Consider the following 25,484-nt stretch of genomic DNA (forward strand, 5'->3'; position numbering starts at 1 on the left):
TGCCGACTGGTGAAAATCGCAGCAAACAAGAAGGCCGGCGGGGTTTCCCGCCGGCCTTCTTGTTTGCTGCGCAACCTGGCGCCGGTTGTCCTACTTGCGCTGAAATTCGCTGCTGGCGAAGGAATAGCGGAAGTTCATGTGGTCTGCGTAGGTCCCCTCGAGGATGGCGACCACATCCTCGGTGAACACCAACTCCTCGTCCGTCGGGATGACGAAAACCTTGACCGGGGAGTCGGGGCGGGTGATCACGCTCTCCCGCTTGCGGGTCATGGTGTTGCGGTTTTTCTCCTTGTCCAGGTGGATGCCCATGAACTCGAGCCCCTCCAGGGTTTTTTCGCGGATCTGCCAACCCATCTCCCCCACCCCGGCGGTGAAGACCACCGCGTCGATGCCGCCAACGGCAGCCGCGTAGGAGCCGATGTACTTTTTCAGCCGGTAGGCTTCGATCTCCAGCGCCAGCTGACAGCGCTCATCGCCGTTTTCGGCCCCTTCGATCACGTCGCGCCGGTCGGTGTAGTGCCCGGTGATCCCCAGGACCCCCGATTTCTTGTTGAGGATCGAGTCGATCTGCTTGGGGCCCAAGTTCTCCTTCTCCATGATGAAGGCGGGGATGGCCGGGTCGATGTCGCCGCAGCGGGTCCCCATGACCGCCCCCTCGAGGGGGGTCAGGCCCATGGAGGTGTCCACTGAAACCCCGCCCTTGATCGCCGAGTGGGAGACTCCGTTGCCGATGTGCATGGTGATGATGTTGCAGTCCTTGGGCGCCTTGCCGAGCAGGACCGCCGCCCGCTTGGAGACGTACAGGTGGCTGGTGCCGTGGAACCCGTAGCGGCGCACGCCGTATTTCTCATACCACTCCAGGGGCAGGGGGTAGGTGTAGGCGGCCTTGGGCATGGTCTGGTGGAAGGCGGTGTCGAAGATGGCGATGTGCGGCACCTGCGGCAGCACCGATTTGGCGGCCTCGATGCCGGAGATGTTCGGCGGGTTGTGCAGGGGGGCCAGGTGCTGAACTTCCTTGATCGCCTCGAGCACCGCGTCGTCGATGAGGACCGAGCGGGTGAACTTCTCCCCGCCGTGGACCACGCGATGGCCGACCGCGGAGATCTGCTGGATGTCCTTGACCACCCCGTGCTTGGTGTCGGCCAGCATCTTGATGATCAGATGGATGGCGACTTCGTGGGTGGGGCATTCGTATTCTTCGCGGTAGGTTTCGCGGCCGGGGACCTCGTGGATGATGAACGAGTCGCCGATGGTGACCCTTTCCACCATCCCCTTGGCGATCACTTCCTTCTTCTTCCAGTCGAAAAGCTGGTACTTGACCGATGAGCTGCCGCAGTTCAAAGCGAGAATGTCCATTTTAAATCACTCCTCCTCGGGTTTCGCGCTATGGAAAAAGGTTATGCCAGTATACGGAAAAACTATGTTTTGAAATTTATCATGACTGAAAAATTTCAGCGATATTTTATAGGTGCAACGCTAGTACTCTAAGCCTGTTGCGATGTGGAAAGGCGTTATGAAAGACTAGCGAATGCCACCCCCATTTGCAAGGTTTTTGTTCCCCCTGGGCCCGTGCAAGGGGGTGGACAGCGGCGGCCGATTTGGTGTACTATTTTGCGAATGACGATTAGTCATATCCAACCCCATGATGGAGGAGGTGATACCCTTGGCCCACAACATTACCGAAGAGTGCATCAACTGCGGCGCCTGCGAGCCGGCTTGCCCGGTCGACGCCATCAGCGAGCAGGGCGATGTCCGTGTGATCGATGCAGCCACCTGCACCGACTGCGGCGCCTGTGTCGACACCTGCCCGGTGGACGCCATTCAGGCTCCCTGATCCACCCCGGAGGGCGGCCTGCGGGCCGCCCTTCAACTTATCGCCCAATTTTACCTCAACCGCTCCCGGCAGCAAGGGACAGGAGATATAGATGTTTGGACTGGGTACGACGGAACTGATCATCATCCTGGTACTGGTGCTGGTAATCTTCGGCGCCGGCAAGCTCCCCGAGATCGGCGGGGCCCTCGGCAAGGGGATCCGCAGTTTCAAGAAAGGGATCAGCGACCGGGACGAGATCGACATCACCCCCGAGGAGAATGCGAAGAAACCCGAGGACAAGGAGGGGGAGAAGCAGTAGCCGTTGCGCCGCGCCAGGCCTCGAAACGCAGAAAAGCCGCACCTGGGTGCGGCTTTTCTGCGTTTCGAGGCTTTAGGCCGGACTACTTGGAGGCCGGCTTCGAGTCGACCACCTCGACGATGAACTCGGCGAGATCCGGCGGCAGGTTCTTGAACACGATGGTGAAGGGGATCGCCTTGCCCGCGCCGATGTTGAGATTGGAGAGGGAGTCGCCGAACTGGTTGTTCATGCTCTCTTCGATGCGGGAAAACGGCATGCTCCGCAAGGCGTCCTCGTCCAGCGCGTTGCCGCAGAAAACCGTCTGCTGCACCAGGGCCTTGCCGTTTTTGTCGAACAGCACCCCTTTGACGGTGACCGCGGAGCGGGCCTCGGTAAATTCGTTGATGGCCTGGCCGCTGATTACGAACAGCTGGCCCTCGGCGAGGTTGTTGACGAAAAAGCTGTTCAGTTCGCTCAGGCGGATCTGCCCCGCCGGCCGGGCGGGGGCCTGCTGGCCGGTGAGCCGCTGCAGGGCCTGGTCCAGCGACCCCTCGCTCCAGATGAAATACCCCGCCGCCCCGAGCAGGCCGAACAACAGCAGCAGCAGAAACAGGGTCAGCCCCGAAAGCGCGCTCTTGCGTTTTTTCGGCACCGGCAGGGGGGCTTCCAGGGGTTCTTCTTCGGCTTCGGCGGCCTGGCGCTCCGCCGCCGCTGGGGGCACCGCCGCAGCCGCCGCCGGGGCGGCCGCCGCAGGCTCGTCCAGGTCCAGAGAGAGGCTGCCGAAGGCGTCCTCCTCCGGGTCCGGTTCGCTGCGGGCCGGCTCGGGGGACTCCTCCTCGCCGAAGGTCATCCCGCTGAAGTCGAATTCCTCGGCCTCTTCGGAGGCCTCCTCCGCATCGCCGAAGTCAAACTCGTCGGCGGCGCCGGAAAGCTCCGCCGCACCGCTCTCCGTTTCCTCCTCCCAGTTGAAGGCGGGCGGCTCCTCGGCGAAATCGAGACCCTTCTCCCCGGCGCCGGATTCCAGGGCCTCCTCGAAGGCGAAATCATCCCCGGAAAGTTCGTCGGCCGCTGCCTCAGGTTCATCGCTGAAGGAGAACTCATCCGGGGAGTCCAAGCCCGCTTCTTCCTCGCCGGCTAACTCCTCCTCCATGGTGTCGGGACCCGCTTCACTTGGGAATGGTTCACTCTCCGCGCCGAAGTCGAACTCATCTTCCAGGGGGCGTTGCTCCTCGTCGCCGGCAAACTCCGCGCCGAAGGCCTGCTCGGCGCTCTCTTCCCCGAACCCGGCATCCCAGGTCTCTTCGCTCTCGTCGGGCTGCTCTGCCGGGGGGACCGACGCTATGGCGGCATCCGGGGAGGTCGAAAACTCTTCGAATCCCTCGAAATCCTCTTCGGCGGGGCCCTCCGGGGTGGCGTCCAGGCTGAAGCTGTCGAATTGGTCCTTCTGCTGGGGTGGCGGCTCCGGCGGTCTGGCGGCGGTAGCGGTCGGAAAGGCGGCGGGCGCCTCCGGTTGGGTGGGCGGGGGAGTTTCCTCGGGAGGGGCAAAATTTTCCGCAGGCTTTTCAGCCGCAGGCTCCGGGGGTTGCTGCTCTGGCGCCAGGGCCGGCTGGGGACGCTGGGCGAGGAAGATGTGCCGGCACTTGGCGCAGCGCACCTTGATGCCGCCCGGCTTTACCTTGTCGTCGGCCACCTTGAAGCGAGTCTGGCACTCGGGGCATTGGATGATCATGGCGGAATCTCCCTTGAGCCCTGGCTATACGCCTTCAACCAGGTGAATGTCGGGAAGGTTGCGGTATTGTTCATCGTAGTCGAGGCCATAGCCGATGATGAAGCCGTCATCCATGGTGATCCCCACGTAATCGGCCTCGATGTCGACTTCGCGGCGGTTGCGCTTGTCGATCAGCGTGCAGATCTTGAGGGACTTGGGCTCGCGCAGCAGCAGCCGGTGGTAGAGCGACTCCAGCGTGTATCCGCTGTCGACGATGTCCTCCACGATGATGACATTGCGACCCTTGATCGGCTCTTCGAGGTCCTTGCGCATTTCCACGATCCCGGAGGAGCGGGTCTCGGAGCCGTAGCTGGCCAGGCGCACGAAATCGACCTTGGCCGGAACGCTCACCTCCCGGGCCAGGTCGGCGCAGAACAGGAACGAGCCTTTGAGCACCCCCACCAGCAGAACCTCGCTCTCGGCGAAATCACGGCTGATTTCCTCGCCCAGGCGTTTGACCTGCTCAGCGATGTAGTTTCTGGAATAAAGCAGCTTCAATTTCAGATTCTGGTTGTTCTGCGGCATGTCGTTCCTTAGGAAAAAAGCGAGTACTATTGCGGGGTATTCTATATCAATATACTTCGCATGTGTCAATTTATTAGCACCGGGATAAAGGTCTGTTCATTTTGAGTTTTTGTGTGCTACAATCTGAGGCGTCGCACGGGCCCGGCCCGGGCGGTGAAACCGAGGAAAGGATACGGATTGAGATGATCTATCGTTTTCTGCTGGTACTGCTGGTGTTGCTGCTCCCGGCCATCGCCTTTGGCGAGGGGTCGCCCCGCCTGGCGGTGGAAAATGCCGACTACAGCTTCGGGAAAATTTATGCCGGAATGAAGGTCGAGCATACCTTCCGCTTCAAAAACAGCGGCGACGCTCCCTTGATGATCGACCGGGTGCGCAGCTCCTGCGGCTGTACCGCGGCCCTGCTCTCCTCCACCATCATCGGGGCAGGGGAGATCGGCGAGGTCAAGACCACCTTCGATTCGGCCCGGTTCAAGGGGGCCGTGGTCAAGACCATCTATCTCTATTCCAACGACCCGACCCAGAGCGTGACCCAGCTCTATATCCGCGGAACCGTTCAGGAGGAAATCGAGCAGGAGCCCGCCAAGGTCGATATGCGGGCCCTGGTTCCGGGGGCCACCAAGGAGGCCAGGGTGACCCTGACCAACCAGGGCGACAAGGAACTGCTGCTGAGCAACCTGCAGGTTACCGCCAGTGAATTGAAGGCGGAGGTCACCGCCGACCGCCTGGCTGTCGGGGAGTCCGCCGAAGTGATCATCCGGGCCACTCCCAAGGAAGGCCAGGCCCACCTGAGCGGCTATGTCATCATCTCCACCAGCAGCGCCAATATGCCCGAGCTGCGTATCCCGGTGTACGGAGCGGTGGCCGTGGCCAAGCCGGGCACCTGAGCGGGCCCGCCGCTGCGGCGGCAGACCTGGGATTACAGCAAAGCCCCGGCACGCGCCGGGGCTTTGCTGTTTCAGGGCGCAGGGGGCCGGGCCGGGAGCAGTCCCTCGAGGTAATCGAGGACGTTGGCCTCCAGGCTCAGTCCGTAGAGTTCGTTCATCTCCCGCAGGCAGGAGGGGCTGGTGATGTTGACCTCCAGCACCTTGTCGCCGACGATGTCGACCCCGGCCAGGTGGATGCTGCGCTCTGCCAGCCAGGGGCCGATCCGGGCACAGATCTCCCGGTCGCCGTCGGTCAATTCACAGGGGACGCAGCGCCCTCCGGCATTGACGTTGGAGCGGAATTCCCCCGGCGGCGGCAGTCTGCGGACCTGCCCGAGGATCGCGCCTCCCAGCAGCAGAACCCGTTTGTCCCCCTGCGAAATTTCAGGCAGATAGCGCTGTCCCTCGACGAAGCGGCGACCCTGGCGGACCGCTTCGCGCAGCCGCTGGCTGCGGTCGGGTTGGTCCTTGTCGAGGATAAAGATGCCGCGTCCGCTGCAATCCTCCAGGGGTTTGACCACCATGCGCCCCACCTGATCGAGGAAGGCGGCAAGGGTCTCGGCCGAGGCGCTGACCAGGGTCTCGGGCCAGAGCCGGGCAAACTGGATGGGGATCAATTTCTCACAATAGTTGCGCAAGGCCGCGGCGGGGTTGACCTGAACGACCCTCGAGGGGAGTTGCTCGAGCAGGTAGGTGGCATGCAGATAGGTGATGTCGACGGGAGGGTCCTTGCGCATGTAGAGGATGTCGCACTCGGCCAGATCCAGGGGGCGGGGGGCGCCGGCCTGGAACAGCTCCTGCCCCGGCGCAAAGCTCACCGGGTGGACGGCGGCCTGAACCCGGCGGTCCTCAAGCTTCAGCTGGTCGATCGTGCAATAGTAAACCCGGTGCTTGCGGCGCAGGCTTTCGCGCATCAGCGCCAGCGAGGTGTCGGTGGGCGGGTCCAGCCGCTCGGGCGGGTCGATGACAAATACCGAGATTCTCGGGTTCACGTTCTAATCCGTTTTGTGGGGTTGCAAGAAACATGCAGGCCATTATAATTTATGGCGGTTTGCCCGGTTATGCAACCGGGGGGAAGGCGTTGGCTGCGGCCTGCCGGTCGAGCGAATTCCAATTCGAGGAGGCTCAATGGACAACAATCCGATATCGCCGTCTCAGCGGCGTGGTTTTCTAATTACCATTCTCGCCGGGCTGGGGACGGCCGTCACCGCGGTGACCTTGTGGCCCATGTGGCGCTTTCTCGCTCCCCGCAAGGGGCCCGGCGCGCTCGAACGGGTTGCCGTGGCGAGGGCCAGCGTCGATCTCGGGGCGGCGCATTTCTTCAATTTCCGCGGCGCGCCGGCGGTCCTGCTCCAGCCATCTCCGGGGAATTTCGCCGCGTTTTCGGCTGTCTGCCCCCACCTGGGATGCATCATCAAATGGCAGCAGGACAAGGGCGAGTTTCTCTGCCCCTGCCATGCCGGGCGTTTTTCCGCCGACGGCAAGGTGCTGGGCGGGCCTCCGCCGAAACCCCTGGAATCGATCCCCGTTGCCCTCGAGGGCGACCAGATCATGGTCGGATAGGAGTCGCCGATGCCCGTAATAAAGAAGCTGGTCAAGACGGCCATTGATTTCGTGGATGTGCGTCTGGGAATTCGCGACATCCTCGCAGACAACCTCACCAAGTACCTTCTGCCGCGCAATGTCAACATCTGGTACACGCTTGGCGCGGTGTTGATGACCCTGTTCGGTCTCCAGTTCGCCACCGGCATTCTGCTGCTCATCTACTATGTGCCCAACCCCAGCGAGGCGTTCGGTAGCGTGCAGGCGATCATGAACGAAGTCCCCTTCGGCTGGCTGATCCGCTATCTGCACGCCGTCGGCTCGAACGTCATCGTCATCGCCCTGCTGCTGCACATGCTCTCGGTGCTTTTCATGGGGGCGTACAAGCGGCCCCGCGAACTGACGTGGCTGTCGGGTTTTCTCCTCTTCAACCTCGCCCTGGGGCTGTGCCTAACCGGGTATCTGCTGCCCTGGAGCCAGCTCTCCTTCTGGGCCACCACGGTAGCCACCGATGCCGCCGGCGCCATCCCGGTGATTGGCGACGAGATCGTGCGGTTTCTGCGGGGCGGGGCGATGGTCGGCGATTCGACCCTGGGGCGCTTTTTCGCCCTGCACGTCATGGGGCTGCCGTTGATCCTTGCGCTGCTCATCGGCTTTCACCTGTTCTGTGTCCGGCGGGTGGGCATTTCCAAGCCCCCATTCGGGCCGGACTATCAGCCCCAGCCGCCGTCCCAGGTTTTCCGCCACCAGGAGCATCCCGGCGGGATTCCGTTTTTCCCCAACTATTTCGTCAAGGACCTCGCGGTCATCAGCTTTTTCCTGGCCCTGCTGGCGGGGGTGGTGTTCTTTGCACCCAACCTGTTCATTCCGCCTTCGGCCTACGAGCCGGCTGACCCTTTCGTGACCCCTCCGCATATCAAGCCCGAGTGGTATTTCCTCTGGGCCTACCAGACGCTGAAGATCTTCCCCAGCGAATTTCTCGGACTGGCCGTGCAGGGCGCCTTCATGACCTTTCTGGCCCTGCTCCCCTTTCTGGACCGGGGGCCCGAACGACGCCCGGCCCGGCGGCCGCTGTTCGTCACCTGTTATATCCTGGGGATCCTGGTGTTTCTGGCAATTTCCATCTGGGGGCATTATTCATGACCAAATATTTCCATTTGACGATCCGCTCCTTGCTGTCCGCCCTGCTCGCGGTGCCGGTGCTCTGGCCGGCCATCGCCCAGGCCCAGGCCCAGGAGACGGTCTGCATCCAGTGCCACGGTGGTCAGCCGGGCCGGCTGGGTGAGCCGATCGGCCAATGGCAGGGGAGCATCCACGCCCAGAACGGCATCTCCTGTCACGGCTGCCACGGCGGCGACCCCACCGATTTCGCCATGGCTATGAGCCCCGAACGCGGCTTTATCGGCGTCCCGGACGAAGCGGAGATCCCCGAGTTCTGTGGCCGCTGCCACGTCGGCGTCAAGGAGGATTATCTGCAAAGCGCCCACGGGCAGGCCCTGGATGCAGGTGGTCCCCAGTGTGTCACCTGCCACGGCAACCACGCCGTGCAGAAGACCACCATTGACCTGATCAATGCCGAGGATTGCTCGCGCTGCCACGAATATGGGCGGGCCGAGCGCATCAAATCCGCGCTGGCGGAGACCGACCGGATGATCTCCGGGCTCGAGACCGAACTGGCGCAGCTGCACCGCACCGGCATTGCCACCAAGCCCCTGCAGGATCAGATTTTCGCCGCCCGCAACAAGTTTCACCGCCTGTTCCACAGCGTGGATGTGGAGAAAATCCAACAGGAGACGGCCGGCGTGCAGGCGGAGCTGGGCAAGGTGGAGGAGCGGGTAGCCGCCTATCATGCCGATTTTTCCCAACGGCGGCTCTGGGGTGGGGGGGTGACCCTGGCCCTGGTGCTGATGGGGGTATTGTTCATGCTGTTGCGAAAAACCTACCACGACGAAGAGCAGGAGCATCGCTGAGGCTGAAGCCGCGGCGGCAAAAACAAACAAGGGGGTGCGAAATTCGCACCCCCTTTTCTCTTGGCCGGCGTGGTCGGGTGAGTTACTGCTTGAGCAGGTTCTGTTGCAGGTCGCGATAGGCCCGCTCCAGGTTGGGGCGCAGCAGCCGGGCGTACCCCTCGAGGTTCTGGTATTCGGGCAGGGAGAATTTACGGAGGGTCTGCTCCAGGGTGTCGCCGGCTTCGATGTGCTTGAGCACCTCGGTGAGAAACGCCTTGAGGTAGTCCTTGAAGGCGCCCAGGTCCCGGCCTGTGCCCACCGGGCCATAGCCGGGGATGACTTTGGCGGCGCCCAGCCGCTCCATGAACTCCAGGGCCAGAACCCAGTCCTGCATGTGGCCGTCACCCATGAAGGCGGCGCTTTTCACGTAGGCCAGGTCTCCGGTGAAAAGCACCGAGGCCTCCGGGATGAACACCAGGGTGTCCCCTTCGCTGTGTCCCTTGCCCATATTGGTAAGGATGATGGTGCGGCCGCCCAGCTTGAGGGTCAACCCATCGCTGTAGAAGAGCACCGGGTAGCTGGCCTTGCGCACCTCCCCGTCAACGGCCTGCCAGGCCTGCCAGGACATGATCACATCGACCTCGGGGGGGAAATCGAAATCGATGTGGGAATATCCCTTGTGGTGGTGCGCGAGGATGAAATAGCGCAGCGGCAGTTGGGTTACCCCGGCGATGGCCGCGCTCAGGTCGGCGATGGCTTCCGGGGTCATGTGCGCACCACCGGCAATCACGTAAGCGTCGCCGACCACGAAAAAGGCGTTGGCGCTGGCACGGCTGCCCGGTTTGGCGATGGCGGCAAAAATTCCCTCGGTGAGCTTTTCGACCTGGTAGCTTTGCTGGGGGGCAATTTTCGCCCGCGGCGGTTCTGCCGGGGCGGGCTTGACCACCGGTGGTGCTGGCGGAGGCGGCGCCGGCTCGCTCGGTGGCGGCGGCGGGGCCGATGTCACTGCCGCTGGCGGGGATTCTTCAGTCGGCGGCATTTCGGGGGCTGGGGGTGGGGCTTCGGCCGCAGGGGCTGCCACTGGTTGCTGGTCTGCCGCGGGCTGCTGCCCGGTCTCAGCCGGGGGGGCGGATGGCTGTTGGACCGGCTGCTGCTCGGTTCTGCCCAGCAGGCTCGGCTTCAGCTCCGTTGCGGGCGGCGCCGCGGAAATGGGCGTCCCCGGCGGGACAAAGCGCTGGATGCCGAGCTCCCGCAGCGCTGCCGAGCCTTCGCGGTCGGCTTCCATGGCGAACAGGAGCTGGGGGATCTCCCGCAGCCAGCGCGGCGCGAGGCCTCGTCGGGCCACCAGGGGGGAGGGTTGCCTGCCCCCGCCGAGATAGTCGGCGAGATGCTGAAAGTCCCAAGGCCGTTGCTGTTCGAAGAAAGGCCGGCTGAACACGGCCAGATCGACGGTCTGGTAGCGGACCAGCCAATCATACAGCGTCTGCTCCTCCTCGAAGATGCGGACCTGCACCGGCTCGCCGAGACGGTTCTCCAGAAAACTGGTGAGGCGCTGTGCCTGAGGTTCTGTCTGCAGCAGTCTGTTGCCCCCGGGGACCAGGCCGAGAGTCAGCTTGGCCCAGGCCGGTTCGCCCACCAGGCAGAGCAGGGTCAATACCAGCAGCGTTCGGATGGAAAAGACATTTAACATGGGGAGCTTCCGATGGCTGGCGCCGGTAGGGCGCGCCGGGAATGGGTTGCGGACGGCGATGCCGGTGATTTCGGCAGGTTGCAGGCCTGGGCGAGTATACCAGCAGCAGCCGAACTCCAGCAAGAAATTGTGCAAGTTAGGGGTTGCAATCTATATGGAGATGGGGTATATATCCCTCTCTACGCGCGGTTAGCTCAGTTGGATAGAGCGTTGGCCTCCGGAGCCAAAGGTCACAAGTTCGAATCTTGTACCGCGCGCCATATGCAATTTCAAGGGGTTGTGCCTGCCAGGCGCAACCCCTTTGGTTTTTTCGGGTTTCTCCCGCGGGCTAGAGATAACTGCGCGCTCCCAGGTAGGTGCGTTCGTAGTAGCCTCCGGAGAGTCTTTCGACCCGCACCGTCTGGCCACGGCGGGGGGCATGAACAAAGCGGTCGTCGCCGATGTAGAGTCCCACGTGGGAGACCCGCTTGCCGCCGCTGGTGGCGAAGAACACCAGGTCCCCCTTCTGCAGTTGGGGCTTGGCCACGAAATTGCCGGCCTCGAACTGGCTGCGGGAGACTCGGGGCAGGTCGAGACCATTGAGGCGGTAGGTCACCATGGTCAGCCCGGAGCAGTCGAACCCGTCCTCGCTGGAGGTACCGCCCCATTGGTAGGGGGTGCCGATGAAGCGCAGCGCCGTGCGCACCAGCTCCTCGCGCAGATCTCCGCTGCCGCTCAGCTGAATCCTTTTCGCCGCATACTCCTCAGGGGCGACGATGAAAAACTCAGCGATGAGCCCCCGGGCCCGCAGGCCCTCAGCCTCGCTGCGGGCTGCGGCGTAGCTCGGGTGGTTGCCGAAGCGCACCTTGTAAAGTCCCGATTCGTGGAGGAAGTAGTAGGCGTCGATGCCCAGTTGCTCCAGCCGGGCCTGCAGGCGCACGGCATTACCGATTTCGGCGAAGGCGCCGACCTGGGTGGTATAGCCCAGGCCCTTCAACTGCCGCGCTGGAGCCGCAGGCTCGGGCGCCGGGGATTCGAGAAGGGGGGGGATGAGGTCGGGCTCGGTGTGCAGTGGCCGTGGCCTGGCGCAGCCGGACAGGACCGCTACCAGGATCACGAGCAACAGGATGGCATTTTTTCCAAGCATGCAGTCCACCCGGCAGGCGGCGACGGGACCCGCGCAGGGCTATTGTCACTGTATGGGGCGGAAACAGCGGTCGCTGACAGCCTGTTTCAGCCGCAGCCGTGGTTCCTCGCCGGTGGTGGTTGGTCAGTCCTTGTCCAGGGGGGTGGGTGCGCAGAGATCCCCAGCCTGGTTGGCCTTGGCCCCACAGTTGAAACATGCGAAAGCCGGCCGGTCGGTGCGTTTTTTCAGTTCGGAGTTACGGCCCGCCGCGCGCAGCGAGCAGATGTGCTCGGCATGATTTTCCGGATTGGGGCAGGTATTGTCCTTCTGGGTCGGATAGTTTTTCGTGCTCATGGTTTCTCCTTTTTTCGTTTCTCCCCATTGTAGTCATCCTGCACTCCCTGTCAAAGTTTTCCTCGTCCGTGCAAACCTCTGATATGCCTCGCTGATAGGCCGACGGGTAGAGGAGTGGCGGAGGTTGCACCCCCCTATAATGAGGCTATACTTGGTTGTGGAAGTGGTTTGAGGGTTGTTGGGCGGCGTCCGAAGGGCCAGAGTCTCCCCTCCGGACCAAGATAAACAGGGGATTCGGACCGAATCAAGGGGTTGACCATGACCGGAAAGGAAATCTTGCAGGAGCTTGCCACCCAGAGAAGGTCGGACCATCAATTCATCAAGTGGTGGAGAAAAGAAAACGATTTCGCGGATTATGAACTCATCGACAACTTCATCAAGGATGCCAGGCCGGACCAGGAATTCGCCGGCTACAGCCTGCTGAGCATCGACCAGATGTGGGACCTGCTGACCAGGATGATCCCCGGGCAGGTCAAGCGCGAGGTGCGCACCCGCGGAGGGGATGTGGTCATTTGGACCCGCGAGGGGACAAAGGGGGAATCCCAGACTCACGAGTGCCCCTACATCCCCGAGTCGCTGATGACCATCTTCGACGTGACCACCAGGGGCAATCCCATCGACCGATAGCCCCTGATGATCGAACGATCCACGGTTTTTCAAGCCGCCCTTTTATCGGGGCGGCTTTTTTTATGGCGACCTGTTGATTGCCGCCAGCCAGGCCAACAGCGGGACCAGGGCCGCAGTTGCCGCGAGCAGGGCGTTGCCCAGGGGGCGGTGAGGCCATGGGTGGTTTTGCAGGCGGCCGACCGCCAGGCCGAGCAGCGTGCCGGCGGCGAATCCGAACAGGTGGGCGCCAAGGTCGGTGCGCTCGCCCCCGGTGCCGAGCATGGCCAGCAGGGCTCCCGCCGCCGCCAGCGGCAACGGCCAGCGTCGCAGCAGCCGGCGCCGGTTGCGCAGCAGGCTCTCCCCGCCCAGGATGCCCACGGCGCCGAAAACCGCGGTGGACAGTCCCACGGCGCGGTGGGCGGGGGACTGGATCAGCGCGTTGGCCAGGTTGCCGAGGACCCCGGAGAGCAGCAAAAGGCACCATCCCTGTCCCGAGCCGAAGCGGCGGCAGAGCAGGATGATGAAAACGCCGCCGATCAGCAGGTTGCCGAACAGGTGCTGGCCATCGACATGCAGGGTCAGGGAGGTCACCAGGCGCCACCACTCGCCGTCGAGGATCTTTCCCGCGGCCGCCTCGCCGAGGCTGAGCCAGCCCTGACGGCCGGGCGCCCAGGAAGCCCGGAGGAAGGTCAGGCTGTGGAACAGGCCGAGCAACCCGAGGACCGAGGCGGTGATCAGGCCGTTGTCGGTCAGCTTTGCGGCGGCTGTCGGCGTCGGTGGCCAATTGCGGTTCTCTTCGTGATGCAGGCGCAGTTCCTGGTCTGCCCGCTGGTGCAGGCCCTGCGGCACGCTGAGCTGCCAGCCCCAGACCGAGCGCTGCAGCCGGCAGGCAATGCCGCGGGCCTCGAGCACCAGGGCCAGATTGCGGGCGGCAGCCTCGGAGAGGTGGATGGCCGCGCTGAGCCCCGGGGGGCGGATGGGCACCCACAGCGGTGCCGGGCCTTCGGGCGTCACCCGGCTGTCCTGATCGCTCGGCATCATCCTTCCAGGACCGCTCCCGCCGAGCCGAAAAAGAACCGCTCGCCCAGGCGGGCCGCCAGCGCCGCGGCCCGGGGCAGTCCGGTGCAGTGGGAAACGCCGAGTTTCTTCACCCGGAAGTCCTCCAGGGCCGCCAGGGTCTGGGCGAACTGGGCGTCATCGGCAAAGCCGAGGTGGGTGCCGCCGATGATGGCGTAAATCTCCTGGCGGCCCGTTTGTTCCTGCACGTGGCGCAGGATGTTGACCAATCCTGCGTGGGCGCAGCCGAGAACCAGGATCAGCCCTTTGTCCGACTCCACCACCAGCGACAGATCGTCCTCCAGGGGGTCCGGTTGCCGGGCACTGCCTTCCTGGTCGGCCAGGTGCATGTGCGGGTCCCCCTTTTCGAAGGGGGTGCGGCGCGGAATCTCCCCGGTCAGATACACTCCAGGCCCAATCTCCCTCCAGCGGTTCTCCAGGCGAAAGCGCGCCCCCAGCGCTTCGAGATAGTCGCGCCGATGGGGAACGCCGATATAGCGCTGCTCGCTGTCCTTGCTGTGATAGCGCGCCTTGAACATGGCGGGATGGCCCCAGACGTCCACCGGCCCGGTCTGCCGCAGCACCTCCGGCAGGCCGCCGGTGTGATCCCAATGACCGTGGCTGAGCACCACCGCGCGGATCTGGGCCAGATCCTTCTCAAGAATCCGGGCATTGCCGCCGATCCCCAACCCCTGGCCGGTATCGAACAGGTAGTTGCCCTTCGCGGTCTCCAGGTAGCAGGCGAAGCCGTGCTCCCCGATCAGCCCCTCCAGAGGGCGCACGGTGTTTTCGCAGAGAATGGTCAGGCGGGTCTTCATGGCGGGACTCCCAGGATTTCGGTCAATTGACAAACCATTAAAGGCTACCTTATCCCGCAGGATTTGCCAACCGGCTGCAGCACCGGCCCGGCCTTGCGAAGGCCACGCCCGCTGATAAAATGTGTAGAGACTAATTTGCGGGGGGAGCCATGCAGGTATTTACTGTCGCCAGCGGTTTTGCCGAGCGCCTGGTTGGTCGGCTCGCCGCATCATTTCGGCTGCTGGGCCCGGTGGTTGCCGGAGACGGCGTTTGCCGGCTGGCACCCCTGGCCGCCTGGAGTGAGCTTTCGCCGGCGGCCCTGCCCTTCATCCCGCCGAAAAAGCAGCTGCTTCCTCCCCACGATCTTCTCTGGGAGTCGGCCCAGGGGCGCTGCCGCCCACCCGTGGAGGAGGCTTCCCCGATGGTTCTGCTCGGCCTTTTCCCCTGCGATCTTTACGCCCTGGATTACCTCGACCGCGTATTTGCCGACGACCGGTTGTACCAGCTCCGCAACGCCAGGACCCTGCGTGTCGGCCGTAACTGCGTGCCGGGGCTTGGCTGTTTCTGCCCGCCGCCCTCCGGGGCGCCCCGTTTCGACCTGTTTTTCAGCGAAACTGAACTCTACATCGGGTCGGCGCGGGGTGCAGAACTTCTGCAGGGCTTTGCCGGGGAACTGGGTGAAGCCCAGCAGCGCCCCTGGCCAGCGACCTTGACTGCTGCGCAAGGAGCGCTTTCGCCAAAGGACCTGGAAGCGGCTTTCGCCGCCGGACAGGGCCTGCCGATCTGGCGGGAGCTGGGTGAGCGCTGCCTGTCCTGCGGGGCGTGCAGCGCGGTCTGCCCGACCTGCTACTGTTACGACGTGGTCGACCAGCCGCTGCCCGACGGCCGCCTGAGTCGGGCGCGGCAGTGGGACAACTGTTTTTTCCGCCGTCACGCCTTGGTCGCCGGAGGACACAATTTCCGCCCCGACCGCAGTTCGCGGCTTAAGTTTCGCTTCGAACACAAGTGGCTCGGCTTCGGCGAACTGCGCGGCGAACCCTCCTGCGTGGGGTGCGGCCGTTGCCGCAGGGCCTGCCCGGTTGGCATCGACCTGCTCGATGTGCTGCATGCGCTGGGCGGGGAGGAGCCTCCATGACCCTGGATTTCATGCCATGGGAGGCCAGCCTCGAGGCGGTCGACCGCAGCGTGCCTGACAATCACCTGTTCACCTTCCGCCTCGCCGCGCCCCTCTCTTTTACTCCGGGCCAGTTTGCCGAAATCTCCGTTCCCGGAATCGGGGCGTTTGCGGTTTCGCCGGCCTTCTGTCGCGATACCGAGGTGCTGATCGCCTGCATCCGCCGCGCGGGCAGGGTGACCTCGGCGTTGTACACCCAGGATATTGGAGCCCGACTGGGGATCCGCGGGCCCTTCGGCGACGGCTTTCCTCTCGATGCCTTCGAGGGGCACGATGCCCTGCTGGTGGCCGGCGGGCTCGGCATGGCCCCGCTCATGTCGCTGCTCGACGCCCTGCTGAGGCGTCGCGACCGGGTCGGCCAAGTGACTCTGCTCTACGGTTCGCGGGATCCCTCGGGCATCCTGTTTCGGCGCGAGCTCGGGGAGATCGCAGCCTCGGGGGAGGCGCGGGTGCTGTTCACCGTCGATTTCGCCGCCGAGCTCCCCTGGGAGGAGGGGGCCTTCGTCTGCCGGGTGGGGCTGGTTAACGAACTGTTCAGCGAAGTTTCGCTGGTTGCCGAGAACACCACCGCTGCGGTCTGCGGCCCGCCGGCCATGTACGGCTGTGTGCTGGAACAGCTGGCCGGGATGGGCATCCCCGCCCAAAGGATCTTCGCCACCCTCGAGCGACGGATGAAATGCGGCATCGGGCAATGCTGCCACTGCGTGACCGCCGGCACCTTCATCTGCCGGGAAGGGCCGGTTTTCTCCCTGGCGCGCCTGCGTGCAATGCCAGGGGCCATTTAACCCCCATCGGAGTAACAGGCATGCCGCCGCTGCGAATGCTCTACAGCCGTTTCACCTCCTGCTCGGGCTGCCAGCTGACCCTGCTCAACTGTGAAGGCGAACTGGCGACCCTGGCCGAGGCGGTGGAGGTGGCGGGCTTCTCCATGGCAACTTCGCGCTGCGACGATGGCGGCCCGGTGGAGATTGCCCTGGTGGAGGGCTCGATCTCGCGGACCGCCGAACTGGAGGAGCTGCTGGGTCTGCGGCGCCGGGCCCGCTACCTGGTGGCGGTAGGTGCCTGTGCCCTGACGGGGGGCGTGAATGTGCTGGGGGAGGGAGATCGCGAGGTGTTGATCGGCCAGGTCTACGGGCCAGGCCTCGAGGGCGAGAGCTTCCCCCCGCAGCCTGTTTCCCGTTTCGTGCGGGTCGACCTGGAGTTGGCCGGCTGCCCGCCGGAGCCAGGAGATTACCTGCGGCTGCTGGGTTCGCTGGCCCGGGGCGGGCTGCCCGAGCTGCCGACCTACCCGGTCTGCATGGAATGCCGGCTGCGGGAAAACCTTTGTCTGCTCAGCGAAAGCCGCCAGCCCTGCCTGGGGCCGATCACCCGGGCGGGCTGCAATGCCCGCTGCCCAGCGCTCGGTGTCATCTGCGAGGGCTGCCGCGGACCAGCGGAGGAGCCCAACTGGAGCGAACTGGCCGGCCTGCTGCGGGAACTGGGCATCGGCCCTCGGGAGGTGCGCCTGCGCATGGCACGGTTTGTCGGGAAAGACCATGAAGACTCTTTGCGTTGAACCGCTGAGCCGCGTGGAAGGGCACGGGCGGGTCGAACTCGAGTTGACCCGAGGCCGCCTGGTCGGGGCGCGGGTCTGTCTGAACGAGGCGCCCCGGCTGTTCGAGGCCCTGGTGCTGGGGCGCTCCTACGCCGAGGTGCCGGCGCTGGTCTGCCGGATCTGCGCCATCTGCACCGGGGTGCATCGCATCGCCGCCGCCGGCGCCCTGGAAAAAGCCCTGGGGGCAGAGGTCCCGCCGCTGGCCGGGAGGCTGCGCGAACTGCTGCTGCTTGGCGGCCATATCGAGAGCCACGCCCTGCACCTTTTCTGCCTGATCCAGCCCGACCTGGCCGGCACTGACAGCATCCTCGAGCTGCTGCGCAGCGGATATCCCGGCGCCCGCGAAGGGCTGGAACTGAAGCGGCTGGGCAACCGGATTCAGGAACTCGCAGGCGGGCGGGTCATCCACCCGATCCACGTCGAGGTGGGCGGCATGCTCGGCCGGCCGGCCGCAGAGCAGCTTCTGGAATTGCGGGAAGAACTCGCCAGGTGGGGCGATGGCTTGCCCCGGCTGCTCGCCCCCTTCGCCGAGCCGGAAAATTTCCCTTCCGGCGGCCCTGCCGCAGGGATCCGGATCTCCGTGGACGGGGGGCGCTTCGGCCTGACCGGCGAGCGCCTGGCGCTTTCCGATGGGCGCTCGGTGGCGGCTGCCGGCTACCGCGCACTGCTGGGGGAGCAGAGGGTGGCACACTCCTTCGCCAAGCAATCCGCAAACCGGAACACTCCCCTGCTGACCGGGGCCCTGGCCCGGATCGAAAACGCCCGACGTGCCGGTTATGCGGTCTGTGCCGTGGAAAGCTGGCCGGCGGGGATTCACGCCAACAATGCCGCCCAGGGTTATGAGCTGGTGTGGGCCCTGCAGCGGGCCTGGGAACTGGTGACCGATCTGCTCCAATCCTCCGCGGACGAGTCGCTGCAGGGCGAGGTGCGCCCGGGGCCGGGGTCCGGGACGGTGGTCATCGAAGCGCCGCGCGGGCTGTTGGTGCACCACTACGTCCTCGACGACCTGGGGCGGGTGGCCGCGGCCGACATCGTCACTCCCACCGCCATCAACCAGGCCGCCATGGAAGCCCAGCTGCTGGATGACCTGGCGGGAGTTCCCGAGCCCGAGCTGGAGGCGCGCGCCCAGCGCATCATCCGCTCCTTCGATCCCTGCATCAGCTGCGCCGTGCATCTGGTGAAGGGGGCAGGGACGGTGAGGAGTGAGGAGTGAGGGGGAAGGGCTAAGAAGCCAAAGGCTCTCGCCAATCACACTTCACGATTTACGCCTTTCGGAACCTAAAACGGCGTGCGGGCGAAGTGGCGCTTGGTGGCTTCCTGCAGCTTGCTGACGGCGTTGAAGGCTTCCTTGAGCAGGTCCTGCTCGTTCTTCGACAGGGCGTAGGGGTCGAGGAAGTGGTCGGGCTCCTCGCCCTGCTCGATCCGTTCGATCTCGTTACGCAGGCGCAAAAAGGAGAGGGCCTCGAAGGCGGCGCGGATGTGTTCGGCGGTTTCGGGGGCGAAGACGTTGCGTTCCACCAGGGCCTTGAGCCGCTCGAGGGTGGTCAACTGGTTGAGTTCCCGCTCGAGGGCGAACATGCGGATGCAGTCGACGATGTAGACGCTGCCGCCCTGTTTCAGCGAGATCTGCCCCTTGTGCTCGCCGCTTTTTTCGAGAAGAAACCGGCCGAGCAGGCCCAGTGGCACCTTGTAGCGCAGGTCCAGGGACATCATGTGATAGAGAAACCCCTGGAACTCGCGGATGGCCTGGTGCACGATTTCGCGCAGGTCAGTGGCCAGGGAGGTGTCTCCTGCCAGGGGATGGAAATCGAAAAATATCGACGAGTAGCGCACCTTCTGCGGCTCCGGGTCGTTGACCCAGTCGGTGATTCGGGCGCGCCAGTCGCGCAGGCGGCCCCGCCAGGCCGGGTTGTTGACCATGACCTTGCCGTGGCAAAGCGGGTAGCCGACCCGTGCCAGGGCGGTGACGATCTTTTCGGCCAGGGGGATGAAAAAGTCATCCACCTCGGCCATATTGGCCTCGGGCAAATCTTCGAAGATAAAGCCGCTGTCCTGGTCGGGGCCCAGCAGCATCTCGCGCCGCCCCCCGCTGCCCATGATCAGAAAGCAGTAGCGGATGTCGGGAATCCGCTTCCCCTCGAGCTGCATCTGCTCCAGGCAAAGATCGAAGACCCGCCGGATGATGCCATGGTGGATGTAGGAGAGGATCTCCATCACCTCGGGGGTGCTGCGGGTTTCCGAGAGCAGTGTTTTGGCTACGGCGAGAGTCTCCTGGCGAATCCGCGCCAGATCCTCGAAGTCCCGCGCCTCGCGGGTGTTGCCCACCAGCAGCATGGCCTTGTGGCTGCGGAAACGCATCAGGTCGCGCATGGTGACCATGCCGACCACCTCGCCGCGATCGAGGATCGGCAGGTGGCGGATGCGATGGCCCATCATGTAGGACATCGCCTCGTACATGTAGGTCCCCGGCCCCATGGAGTGGGGATGGGGGGTCATGATCTCCTCCGCCGGCACCTGGTCCGGGTCGACCTCCGGTCGGCCCAGCACCTTGCCGACCAGGTCCCGTTCGGTGATGATGCCCAGCACGGCCTTGGCTTTGCCGCAGACCAGCAGCGCCCCCACCCCTTTTTCGGTCAGTTTCTGGGCCACCTCCCGGGCGGTTTCCCGGGGACCGCAGGTGGTGACCGGGGTGGTCATGATCTCCGACAGCCGTTTTTTGAAGGGGTAGGCCTCCATCTGGGTGAGGGCCTGTCGAGAATGGTCGGCGACGATTTCCGAATAGAGCTGGCGAACCCTCGAGAGCACGGTCCGGGTGAAAAAATCCCGCAGGTTCGGCACGTCGCGACCTGCCCGCTGCAGAATCTCCTGGGGGATCAGGTAGCACTCGGTCGGCTTGACCGTGCGTGCCCCGCCCGTGTAGGGCTCCCCGGTGAAGATCGGCGTGCCGCCGAAAAACGCCCCGTCCTGGCGATAGTCGACGACGACGTCCGTCCCGTTGGTGGTCTGGTGGGTGATCTCCACCAGGCCTTCCCTGATGACGTAGAGGTAGCCGGTGGGAGGATCGTTCTGCTTGAAGATGAGGGTGTTGGCGGGAAATTTCTTCAGCGACGAAGCCGCGCCGATCTCCTGGAATATGGCTTCGGGAAGATGCTTGAAGGGTTCGGTGTCTTTGAGGTGTTTGACCAGCGGCATCGAGATATTCCCGGACAGGGCAGCGAGAACCGTTGCGAACCACCCGCGCAGAGGCCTCCGGCAGGAGGCCTAGGTAGCGAATATTACGATGCTTACTCTAGCATTAATCAGGTAAAGTGCAACCTTTTTCAACGCGCCTCGGGCGATTTGCCCAGGCGCGTCTGGCCCGCGGGCTGGCGATCGAGCAGGATGCCGATCACGAAGCAGAGCAGGCTGGCACCCATCAGCTCGCCGATGTGAGTGAAGAAGTTGCGGGTCAGCATCAGGTCGACCCCCATCAGCACCACGCCCAGCACGGCAAATCCCATGGCCAGGCGCTTGCGGGTGAACCAGCTTTTCATGTCGACTCCCTTGGCCGGCGGAGCGGACCCGGCGCAGGCGGGCGCCGGGTCCCTCTCGGGCACCTGGCTCAATCAGTGGGCGAAAGCGCTCCCCTTGCCGCTGGTTTCTTCCTCCACATAGCCGGGCAGGTTGTGCAGCTTGCGCAGGATGTTGTCCATTTTCGCCGCAGATTCCTCGGTTACCCGGTCGTGGGTGATGTTGGAGACCACGATGTTGATGATAAAGGCCAGGGGGCAGACGATGAGCGCCGAGGAGGTGGCCGGCAGCAGCCCGTCGGGGCCGAAGAAGGGCACCTCCATGACCCAGCCGAACATGGCGATCAGGGTCATGGCCAGGCCGAAGATCATGCCGGCCAGTGCGCCGTACTTGTTGGCCCGGGAATACCAGACGGCCAGCACGCAGGCCGGGAAGATGGTGTTGCCGGCGATGGCGAAGGCCATGGCGACGATCTGCGCGATCAACGCCGGCGGGTTGAGGGCGGTGATGATGACGATGCCGCAGAGCACGGCAGTGAAGATGCGGCCCACGGTCAGTGCCTGGCGGTCGGTGCAGTCGGGCTTGAAGACCGTGGCGTACCAGTCGTGGGCGATGGCCGAGGCCCCGGCGACCAGCAGGCCGGCCACGGTGGAGAGCCCCGCGGCCATGGCCCCGGAAGCCAGGTAACCGATGAAGGCGATGCCGAGCCCCGCCCGTTCGGGGGCCGAGAGGATGATGACGTCGGCCACGGCCTTGCCCCCCAGGGGGTTCCAGAATTTACCCATGGCGGCATACACCGGCGAGGACCAGTAGAGCAGGCCGATGAAGAACAGCCCCCAGAGCACGGATTTTCGCGCCACGTCCTCGTTCTTGACGGTGTAGAAGCGGATCATGATATGCGGCAGTCCGGCGGTGCCCACCATCAGGGTGAAGACCAGGGCGACGAACTGGTAGATGCTGCCGGCCCCCCAGGGGAGATAGACCCTGCGGACCTGTTCCGCCTCTTCGGCCCCGAGGCTCCCCGAGGCGACCTTGCCGTCCATGATGCTGGAGAGGATGCTGCCGTATTCGAGCTGGGGCAGGATGCCGGTGCCCCCGGCCTTGCGGATGAGGATCCACAGCGGGATCAAAAAGGCCGAGATCAGCACCACGTACTGGATCTGCTGGTTGCGGGTGACCCCCGCCATCCCCGAGATGAGCATGTAGGCGCAGACGACGCCGGCGGCGAAGAACACCGAGGCGGTGTAGTTCATGCCGAAGATCCAGCCGCAGATCAGGCCGATCCCTTTGAACTGGGCGGTAGAGTAGGTGATGGCGATGATGACGGTGACCGATGCGGCGATCAGGCGCACCGAGTGGCAGTCGTAGCGGTCGCCGAGAAACTCCGGGATGGTGTACTTGCCGAAGCGGCGGATCTGGGCGGCAAGCAGGCAGAGCAGCAGCACGTAGCCGCCGGTCCAGCCAATGATGTAGCCCAGGCCGAACCACCCCTTGAGGTAGAGCAGGCCGGCCACCCCCATGAAGGACGCAGCCGACATCCAGTCTGAGGCGATGGCGGCGCCGTTGCCCAGTTTGCCGATGCCCCGGCCGGCTACCCAGTAGCCCGAGGTTTCCGATACCTTCGAGAGAAAGCCGACGCCGACGTAGACGCACAGCAGGGTGATCATGATGATGGCGGGGATCAGCTTGAAGCCCTGTTGGACCTGGTAGATCTCCTCGCCGGCGGCCTGCAGCTCGCCCGCTGTCGCCAACAGGGTGGCCAGGGCGAGGCCGATGGTGAAAGTCCTGTTATTCATCCAACTTTCCTCCCTTCCTGGACGCCATTCTATTTGTTGGGGATGCGGGTATCCCAGAGGACGCAGTAAAGTTTGCAGAGCAGGATGTAACCGATGGTGCATCCCTGGGCGATCAGCCAATAATGCAGGGGAAACCCGAGAAAGCGGGTCCGGGTGATGAATGACTCACCCAGCCCGGAGGCATCGCCCAACCCGGCAAGCCAGATCACCAGGGGGATCCCGTAGCTCAGCAGCGCCCAGATGATCAGGATCGTCGAAGCGATGCCGACCTCCCGCTTCATGTTCGGGGTCGAGGGGTTGAAGAAGTTGACCTTCACCCGTTCTTTTCGAGCCATGTCAAACACCTCCCAGTCTCTGCATCGTGGCGTGACAATTCGATCCTTTAAATTCAACCCGAGGATCCGGATGCGGCTTCTTCCGCCGGGCTAAACGAAGGGCTTGCCCAAGTGGGGGCTGAGATAGCCCAGCTTGGAAGAGATGATTTCCCCGGCCTCCCGCAAGGTAGGAAGCATTTCCGCGTCGATTTTCTCCGCGGTCATGCGGAATTCAGGCCCCAGCAGGCAAAGCGTGCCGGCAATCTCCCCGCCGCCGGCAAACAGGGGGACCGCCACGCTGGCAATCCCTTCGCCGAGCTGGTCTCGGTCGGTGCATGACCCGCGCCGCCGGATTTCCTCCAGGTCCGCATCGGACAGGGGCTTATCATTTTTCTGCGAAGCCCTGGCGGGCGCTTCGAGATCCTGGTACGGAGCGCCGGCAAGGAGGATCTTCCCTGCCGCTATGGTCTCGAGAGGATAGCGCTTTCCCACCAGAGAGACAATCTTGACCTGCTGGGGGGTGTCCACCTGGTCAAGAAACAACGCATCGCCGTCGCGACGGACGGCCAGGTAGACGGCCTCGTTGCACTCCCGCACCAGCCGTTCCATGACCGGTCGGGCTTTGCGCAGCAAGGTCATGCGCGAAAGAAACTTCTGGCCCATTTCGTAGGCAGAGAGGCCCAGCCGGTATTTGCCGGTCCCTTTTTCCCGCTCCACATAACCTCGGTTCTCGAAGGTCGCCAGCAGGCGGAAGACGCTGGTTTTGTTCATGCCGAGTTTTTCGCTCAGCCGGGAGATGCGTACCTCGTCCCCCTCCTCACAAAGGGCTTCGAGCACATCGAGGGCGTTGTCAACAGACTGGATGGAGTATGAGTCCTTACCTCTGCTGGGCAATGTCTGTCTCCTGCCTCTCCTGGGGGTGAATCCGCGGGTGGCCGGCTTGCTGGCCATGCCTGATAATGACTGGCTTTTTAAAAAGTAATACAGTGTTTTATTTATGTCAACCATCTTTCCGGCCCGGCTGCAAGAAAAAAGTCATGCGCAAATCAGGTGGTGTGTTTCAAGTGTTTACAGGCGATTGTGGGTCCAAGTCGTGCTGCCGATTTTTAATGACAGTTTTCAGGGTGCTCCTTCTGGTGGGCAGGCCTGGACAGGTTTGGTTTGAGGGTGAAAAAAATGTTTTATTTTTCCATCGGGTCCTTGCAGGGGGCGCGAAATGGCCGGATGCTGCTGCCCCCTCGGTTTTGCCGGCCCAGGCAGGTCCTGTTTCTTTGGTTGAGCCAGGGGTTCGAAATGGCCCTTAGGGCGCCCCTGATTTATAACTCTATTTATCAGGTTGAAACCAAATGGCAAGCTTTGAGGGGGGGATGGGCACACCGGCAGGGGGGCCGCGCGGTGCTCAGAAGGTCAGTTTGCGCACGATGGGGGCATCGGCGGCGAGAATGTCGTATTCGGGGAGCTCTTTCGGGGGGACCCAGCGGTGTTCGGCTACCTCCAGGTTGCGGATTCGCCGGCTCAGTGCCCGGCACTCGTAGGCGAGGATCAGTACCGCGCCCCAATCGTAGCGGTGGTACACCACCTCGAAGACCTGCCCGACCTCAACCGGCAGGTCGAGCTCCTCGAGCAGTTCCCTGCGCAGGCATTGCTCGGGTGACTCCCCGGGCTCGAGCTTGCCGCCGGGGAACTCCCACATGCCGGCGTGGCGGCTTCCTTCCGGGCGCCGGGTGAGCAAAATTCCGGTTTGGCTGCGGATGATGGCGGCAGTGACGATCAGCGGCTGCATCGAGGCTCCTTTGGGGTGGGGGTGGAGGACGGCGGCGAGTATATCCCGGGGGGGACTTCGGGGCAAAGGCCCTTTTTTTTCTGGCGGGATCGGGGGTGATGTGCTAAAAAAATCACCCCCGCTTTCCCGGCCGGCGACGGGCCGGAAGACTGGAGACCCCCATGTTCAAGTTATCCGATAAAGGACGCGGCATCCGCGACATGTTCGATGCCATCGCTCCCCGTTACGACCTGTTGAACCGCCTGTTGTCCCTGGGCATCGATCGGCGCTGGCGGACCTTCGCCGTAGGGCAGCTGCAGATCCCCGAGGGGGGCAAGGTGCTGGATGTTGCCACCGGGACCGGTGACGTGGCGTTGGAGATTGCCGCCCGCACCCCGGACTCGGTGCGCATCGTCGGTGAGGACTTCACCCAGGGGATGCTGGTGCTGGGCAAGGAGAAAATCGCCCAGTCGCCTTTTGCCCATCGCATCGTGCTGGTCAACGCCCCCTGCGAATCGATGCCCCATCCCGGCGGGCTGTTCGACGGGGTGACCATCGCATTCGGCATTCGCAACGTGGTCGATCGCCTGGCGGGCCTCAGGGAGATGGTCCGGGTCCTCAAGCCCGGCGGGCGGGCCGTGATTCTCGAATTTTCCAACCCCCGCAGCAAGTTTTTCAAGAACCTCTACTACTTCTATTTCCGCAAGGTCCTCCCCTTCGTCGGTGGCCTTATCTCCAAGCGCAGCGCCTACCAGTACCTGCCCGACTCGGTGCTCGAGTTTCCGGACCAGGAGCGCTTCAAGGCCCTGATGGCCGAGGCCGGTTTCAGCGACCTGCGCCACTTTGATCTGACCTTCGGCATCGCCACCGTGTACGTCGGGGTACGCCCCTGATTTTTCATCCCGGG

The 25,484-nt window shown here is 63.9% G+C and carries 27 protein-coding genes and 1 tRNA gene; 13 read left to right on the forward strand and 15 right to left on the reverse strand.

Going from position 1 to position 25,484, the window contains the following annotated elements; genetic code table 11:
- Nucleotides 1-90: 90 nt before the first annotated feature.
- Nucleotides 91-1,356, reverse strand: coding sequence for an acetate kinase (locus tag DESUT3_RS06125; protein WP_221251557.1), 1,266 nt, complete (start codon nucleotides 1,354-1,356; stop codon nucleotides 91-93).
- A gap of 307 nt (nucleotides 1,357-1,663) precedes the next feature.
- Here DESUT3_RS06125 and DESUT3_RS06130 point away from each other — a divergent pair, with 307 nt between their 5' ends.
- Nucleotides 1,664-1,834, forward strand: a complete 171-nt coding sequence (locus tag DESUT3_RS06130; RefSeq protein WP_221251558.1) for a DUF362 domain-containing protein — start codon at nucleotides 1,664-1,666, stop codon at nucleotides 1,832-1,834.
- Nucleotides 1,835-1,925: 91 nt separating this feature from the next.
- Nucleotides 1,926-2,132 (forward strand): twin-arginine translocase TatA/TatE family subunit, encoded by a 207-nt coding sequence (tatA, locus tag DESUT3_RS06135; RefSeq protein WP_221251559.1) that lies wholly within the window; start codon nucleotides 1,926-1,928, stop codon nucleotides 2,130-2,132.
- Between the two features lie 82 nt (nucleotides 2,133-2,214).
- On the opposite strand, the gene DESUT3_RS06140 is transcribed toward tatA, so the two are convergent.
- Both DESUT3_RS06140 and hpt read right to left on the reverse strand, forming a co-directional pair.
- The gene (locus DESUT3_RS06140; RefSeq protein WP_221252485.1) at nucleotides 2,215-3,840 is read right to left on the reverse strand and encodes a DUF3426 domain-containing protein; all 1,626 of its coding nucleotides are present in this window, start codon (nucleotides 3,838-3,840) and stop codon (nucleotides 2,215-2,217) included.
- Between the two features lie 24 nt (nucleotides 3,841-3,864).
- The gene (gene hpt, locus DESUT3_RS06145; RefSeq protein ID WP_221251560.1) at nucleotides 3,865-4,404 is read right to left on the reverse strand and encodes a hypoxanthine phosphoribosyltransferase; all 540 of its coding nucleotides are present in this window, start codon (nucleotides 4,402-4,404) and stop codon (nucleotides 3,865-3,867) included.
- A gap of 182 nt (nucleotides 4,405-4,586) precedes the next feature.
- On the opposite strand from hpt, the gene DESUT3_RS06150 reads away from it, so the two are divergent.
- Nucleotides 4,587-5,288 carry a DUF1573 domain-containing protein gene (locus DESUT3_RS06150; protein ID WP_221251561.1) on the forward strand — a complete coding sequence of 234 codons (702 nt, stop codon included), beginning with the start codon at nucleotides 4,587-4,589 and terminating at the stop codon, nucleotides 5,286-5,288.
- Between the two features lie 71 nt (nucleotides 5,289-5,359).
- On the opposite strand, the gene gshB is transcribed toward DESUT3_RS06150, so the two are convergent.
- Entirely contained in the window at nucleotides 5,360-6,319 is a 960-nt protein-coding gene (gene gshB / locus DESUT3_RS06155; protein WP_221251562.1) for a glutathione synthase, read from the reverse strand.
- Between the two features lie 136 nt (nucleotides 6,320-6,455).
- Here gshB and DESUT3_RS06160 point away from each other — a divergent pair, with 136 nt between their 5' ends.
- From DESUT3_RS06160 to DESUT3_RS06170, 3 genes are read left to right on the forward strand one after another with little or no spacing between them, the layout of a single operon-like run.
- Entirely contained in the window at nucleotides 6,456-6,890 is a 435-nt protein-coding gene (locus DESUT3_RS06160) for a QcrA and Rieske domain-containing protein (RefSeq protein WP_221251563.1), read from the forward strand.
- A gap of 9 nt (nucleotides 6,891-6,899) precedes the next feature.
- Nucleotides 6,900-8,012: a cytochrome b gene (locus DESUT3_RS06165; RefSeq protein WP_221251564.1), complete on the forward strand. Its 1,113-nt coding sequence runs from the start codon at nucleotides 6,900-6,902 to the stop codon at nucleotides 8,010-8,012.
- Entirely contained in the window at nucleotides 8,009-8,839 is an 831-nt protein-coding gene (locus tag DESUT3_RS06170) for a cytochrome c3 family protein (protein ID WP_221251565.1), read from the forward strand. Before DESUT3_RS06165 ends, DESUT3_RS06170 begins: the two co-directional genes overlap by 4 nt.
- Nucleotides 8,840-8,921: 82 nt before the next feature.
- Here the strand turns inward: DESUT3_RS06170 and DESUT3_RS06175 are convergent, their stop codons facing one another.
- A complete protein-coding gene (locus tag DESUT3_RS06175; protein ID WP_221251566.1) occupies nucleotides 8,922-10,508 on the reverse strand; it encodes an MBL fold metallo-hydrolase in 1,587 nt (528 codons plus the stop codon).
- A 183-nt stretch (nucleotides 10,509-10,691) separates the two neighbouring features.
- Between DESUT3_RS06175 and DESUT3_RS06180 the strand changes: the two genes are divergently transcribed.
- A tRNA-Arg gene (locus DESUT3_RS06180) sits at nucleotides 10,692-10,768 on the forward strand.
- Between the two features lie 68 nt (nucleotides 10,769-10,836).
- On the opposite strand, the gene DESUT3_RS06185 is transcribed toward DESUT3_RS06180, so the two are convergent.
- Entirely contained in the window at nucleotides 10,837-11,634 is a 798-nt protein-coding gene (locus DESUT3_RS06185; protein ID WP_221251567.1) for a C40 family peptidase, read from the reverse strand.
- 123 nt (nucleotides 11,635-11,757) lie between these two features.
- A complete protein-coding gene (locus DESUT3_RS06190) occupies nucleotides 11,758-11,967 on the reverse strand; it encodes a hypothetical protein (protein WP_221252615.1) in 210 nt (69 codons plus the stop codon).
- 258 nt (nucleotides 11,968-12,225) lie between these two features.
- Here DESUT3_RS06190 and DESUT3_RS06195 point away from each other — a divergent pair, with 258 nt between their 5' ends.
- Nucleotides 12,226-12,594, forward strand: coding sequence for a hypothetical protein (locus tag DESUT3_RS06195; RefSeq protein WP_221251568.1), 369 nt, complete (start codon nucleotides 12,226-12,228; stop codon nucleotides 12,592-12,594).
- Nucleotides 12,595-12,654: 60 nt separating this feature from the next.
- Here the strand turns inward: DESUT3_RS06195 and DESUT3_RS06200 are convergent, their stop codons facing one another.
- Nucleotides 12,655-13,614: a rhomboid family intramembrane serine protease gene (locus tag DESUT3_RS06200; protein WP_225911637.1), complete on the reverse strand. Its 960-nt coding sequence runs from the start codon at nucleotides 13,612-13,614 to the stop codon at nucleotides 12,655-12,657.
- Nucleotides 13,611-14,447, reverse strand: coding sequence for an MBL fold metallo-hydrolase (locus DESUT3_RS06205; RefSeq protein ID WP_221251569.1), 837 nt, complete (start codon nucleotides 14,445-14,447; stop codon nucleotides 13,611-13,613). Before DESUT3_RS06205 ends, DESUT3_RS06200 begins: the two co-directional genes overlap by 4 nt.
- A gap of 149 nt (nucleotides 14,448-14,596) precedes the next feature.
- On the opposite strand from DESUT3_RS06205, the gene DESUT3_RS06210 reads away from it, so the two are divergent.
- Genes DESUT3_RS06210 through DESUT3_RS06225 form a run of 4 tightly spaced genes read left to right on the forward strand, consistent with a single transcriptional unit; the run spans nucleotide 14,597 to nucleotide 18,408 of the window.
- The gene (locus DESUT3_RS06210) at nucleotides 14,597-15,562 is read left to right on the forward strand and encodes a 4Fe-4S dicluster domain-containing protein (RefSeq protein ID WP_221251570.1); all 966 of its coding nucleotides are present in this window, start codon (nucleotides 14,597-14,599) and stop codon (nucleotides 15,560-15,562) included.
- Nucleotides 15,559-16,386, forward strand: a complete 828-nt coding sequence (locus DESUT3_RS06215) for an FAD/NAD(P)-binding protein (protein ID WP_221251571.1) — start codon at nucleotides 15,559-15,561, stop codon at nucleotides 16,384-16,386. Before DESUT3_RS06210 ends, DESUT3_RS06215 begins: the two co-directional genes overlap by 4 nt.
- A 20-nt stretch (nucleotides 16,387-16,406) precedes the next feature.
- The gene (locus DESUT3_RS06220) at nucleotides 16,407-17,156 is read left to right on the forward strand and encodes an NADH-quinone oxidoreductase subunit B family protein (protein WP_221251572.1); all 750 of its coding nucleotides are present in this window, start codon (nucleotides 16,407-16,409) and stop codon (nucleotides 17,154-17,156) included.
- Nucleotides 17,137-18,408, forward strand: coding sequence for a nickel-dependent hydrogenase large subunit (locus DESUT3_RS06225; RefSeq protein ID WP_221251573.1), 1,272 nt, complete (start codon nucleotides 17,137-17,139; stop codon nucleotides 18,406-18,408). Before DESUT3_RS06220 ends, DESUT3_RS06225 begins: the two co-directional genes overlap by 20 nt.
- Nucleotides 18,409-18,473: 65 nt before the next feature.
- Here the strand turns inward: DESUT3_RS06225 and DESUT3_RS06230 are convergent, their stop codons facing one another.
- From DESUT3_RS06230 to DESUT3_RS06255, 6 genes are all read right to left on the reverse strand, one after another.
- Complete coding sequence (locus DESUT3_RS06230; protein WP_221251574.1) at nucleotides 18,474-20,387, reverse strand: putative nucleotidyltransferase substrate binding domain-containing protein; 1,914 nt, start codon at nucleotides 20,385-20,387, stop codon at nucleotides 18,474-18,476.
- Between the two features lie 128 nt (nucleotides 20,388-20,515).
- On the reverse strand, nucleotides 20,516-20,728 hold the full coding sequence (locus DESUT3_RS06235; protein ID WP_221251575.1) for a hypothetical protein: 213 nt from the start codon (nucleotides 20,726-20,728) through the stop codon (nucleotides 20,516-20,518).
- A gap of 72 nt (nucleotides 20,729-20,800) precedes the next feature.
- On the reverse strand, nucleotides 20,801-22,501 hold the full coding sequence (locus DESUT3_RS06240) for a VC_2705 family sodium/solute symporter (protein WP_221251576.1): 1,701 nt from the start codon (nucleotides 22,499-22,501) through the stop codon (nucleotides 20,801-20,803).
- 29 nt (nucleotides 22,502-22,530) lie between these two features.
- Nucleotides 22,531-22,836 (reverse strand): DUF4212 domain-containing protein, encoded by a 306-nt coding sequence (locus tag DESUT3_RS06245; protein WP_221251577.1) that lies wholly within the window; start codon nucleotides 22,834-22,836, stop codon nucleotides 22,531-22,533.
- A gap of 90 nt (nucleotides 22,837-22,926) precedes the next feature.
- Entirely contained in the window at nucleotides 22,927-23,709 is a 783-nt protein-coding gene (locus DESUT3_RS06250) for an IclR family transcriptional regulator (RefSeq protein ID WP_221251578.1), read from the reverse strand.
- A gap of 505 nt (nucleotides 23,710-24,214) precedes the next feature.
- A complete protein-coding gene (locus DESUT3_RS06255) occupies nucleotides 24,215-24,598 on the reverse strand; it encodes a (deoxy)nucleoside triphosphate pyrophosphohydrolase (protein WP_221251579.1) in 384 nt (127 codons plus the stop codon).
- 161 nt (nucleotides 24,599-24,759) lie between these two features.
- Between DESUT3_RS06255 and ubiE the strand changes: the two genes are divergently transcribed.
- Nucleotides 24,760-25,470: a bifunctional demethylmenaquinone methyltransferase/2-methoxy-6-polyprenyl-1,4-benzoquinol methylase UbiE gene (gene ubiE, locus DESUT3_RS06260; protein ID WP_221251580.1), complete on the forward strand. Its 711-nt coding sequence runs from the start codon at nucleotides 24,760-24,762 to the stop codon at nucleotides 25,468-25,470.
- Nucleotides 25,471-25,484: the final 14 nt, after the last annotated feature.

The sequence above is a fragment of the Desulfuromonas versatilis genome (assembly GCF_019704135.1).
Taxonomy (GTDB): Bacteria; Desulfobacterota; Desulfuromonadia; order Desulfuromonadales; family NIT-T3; genus Desulfuromonas_A; species Desulfuromonas_A versatilis.

What these genes read in the sequence shown, in the direction of transcription:
- DESUT3_RS06125 (WP_221251557.1), bottom strand. Translation starts at nt 1,356, where the DNA reads ATGGACATTCTCGCTTTGAACTGCGGCAGCTCATCGGTCAAGTACCAG.
- tatA (WP_221251559.1), top strand. Translation starts at nt 1,926, where the DNA reads ATGTTTGGACTGGGTACGACGGAACTGATCATCATCCTGGTACTGGTG.
- DESUT3_RS06140 (WP_221252485.1), bottom strand. Translation starts at nt 3,840, where the DNA reads ATGATCATCCAATGCCCCGAGTGCCAGACTCGCTTCAAGGTGGCCGAC.
- hpt (WP_221251560.1), bottom strand. Translation starts at nt 4,404, where the DNA reads ATGCCGCAGAACAACCAGAATCTGAAATTGAAGCTGCTTTATTCCAGA.
- DESUT3_RS06150 (WP_221251561.1), top strand. Translation starts at nt 4,587, where the DNA reads ATGATCTATCGTTTTCTGCTGGTACTGCTGGTGTTGCTGCTCCCGGCC.
- DESUT3_RS06160 (WP_221251563.1), top strand. Translation starts at nt 6,456, where the DNA reads ATGGACAACAATCCGATATCGCCGTCTCAGCGGCGTGGTTTTCTAATT.
- DESUT3_RS06165 (WP_221251564.1), top strand. Translation starts at nt 6,900, where the DNA reads ATGCCCGTAATAAAGAAGCTGGTCAAGACGGCCATTGATTTCGTGGAT.
- DESUT3_RS06170 (WP_221251565.1), top strand. Translation starts at nt 8,009, where the DNA reads ATGACCAAATATTTCCATTTGACGATCCGCTCCTTGCTGTCCGCCCTG.
- DESUT3_RS06175 (WP_221251566.1), bottom strand. Translation starts at nt 10,508, where the DNA reads ATGTTAAATGTCTTTTCCATCCGAACGCTGCTGGTATTGACCCTGCTC.
- DESUT3_RS06185 (WP_221251567.1), bottom strand. Translation starts at nt 11,634, where the DNA reads ATGCTTGGAAAAAATGCCATCCTGTTGCTCGTGATCCTGGTAGCGGTC.
- DESUT3_RS06190 (WP_221252615.1), bottom strand. Translation starts at nt 11,967, where the DNA reads ATGAGCACGAAAAACTATCCGACCCAGAAGGACAATACCTGCCCCAAT.
- DESUT3_RS06195 (WP_221251568.1), top strand. Translation starts at nt 12,226, where the DNA reads ATGACCGGAAAGGAAATCTTGCAGGAGCTTGCCACCCAGAGAAGGTCG.
- DESUT3_RS06200 (WP_225911637.1), bottom strand. Translation starts at nt 13,614, where the DNA reads ATGATGCCGAGCGATCAGGACAGCCGGGTGACGCCCGAAGGCCCGGCA.
- DESUT3_RS06205 (WP_221251569.1), bottom strand. Translation starts at nt 14,447, where the DNA reads ATGAAGACCCGCCTGACCATTCTCTGCGAAAACACCGTGCGCCCTCTG.
- DESUT3_RS06210 (WP_221251570.1), top strand. Translation starts at nt 14,597, where the DNA reads ATGCAGGTATTTACTGTCGCCAGCGGTTTTGCCGAGCGCCTGGTTGGT.
- DESUT3_RS06215 (WP_221251571.1), top strand. Translation starts at nt 15,559, where the DNA reads ATGACCCTGGATTTCATGCCATGGGAGGCCAGCCTCGAGGCGGTCGAC.
- DESUT3_RS06220 (WP_221251572.1), top strand. Translation starts at nt 16,407, where the DNA reads ATGCCGCCGCTGCGAATGCTCTACAGCCGTTTCACCTCCTGCTCGGGC.
- DESUT3_RS06225 (WP_221251573.1), top strand. Translation starts at nt 17,137, where the DNA reads ATGAAGACTCTTTGCGTTGAACCGCTGAGCCGCGTGGAAGGGCACGGG.
- DESUT3_RS06230 (WP_221251574.1), bottom strand. Translation starts at nt 20,387, where the DNA reads ATGCCGCTGGTCAAACACCTCAAAGACACCGAACCCTTCAAGCATCTT.
- DESUT3_RS06235 (WP_221251575.1), bottom strand. Translation starts at nt 20,728, where the DNA reads ATGAAAAGCTGGTTCACCCGCAAGCGCCTGGCCATGGGATTTGCCGTG.
- DESUT3_RS06240 (WP_221251576.1), bottom strand. Translation starts at nt 22,501, where the DNA reads ATGAATAACAGGACTTTCACCATCGGCCTCGCCCTGGCCACCCTGTTG.
- DESUT3_RS06245 (WP_221251577.1), bottom strand. Translation starts at nt 22,836, where the DNA reads ATGGCTCGAAAAGAACGGGTGAAGGTCAACTTCTTCAACCCCTCGACC.
- DESUT3_RS06255 (WP_221251579.1), bottom strand. Translation starts at nt 24,598, where the DNA reads ATGCAGCCGCTGATCGTCACTGCCGCCATCATCCGCAGCCAAACCGGA.
- ubiE (WP_221251580.1), top strand. Translation starts at nt 24,760, where the DNA reads ATGTTCAAGTTATCCGATAAAGGACGCGGCATCCGCGACATGTTCGAT.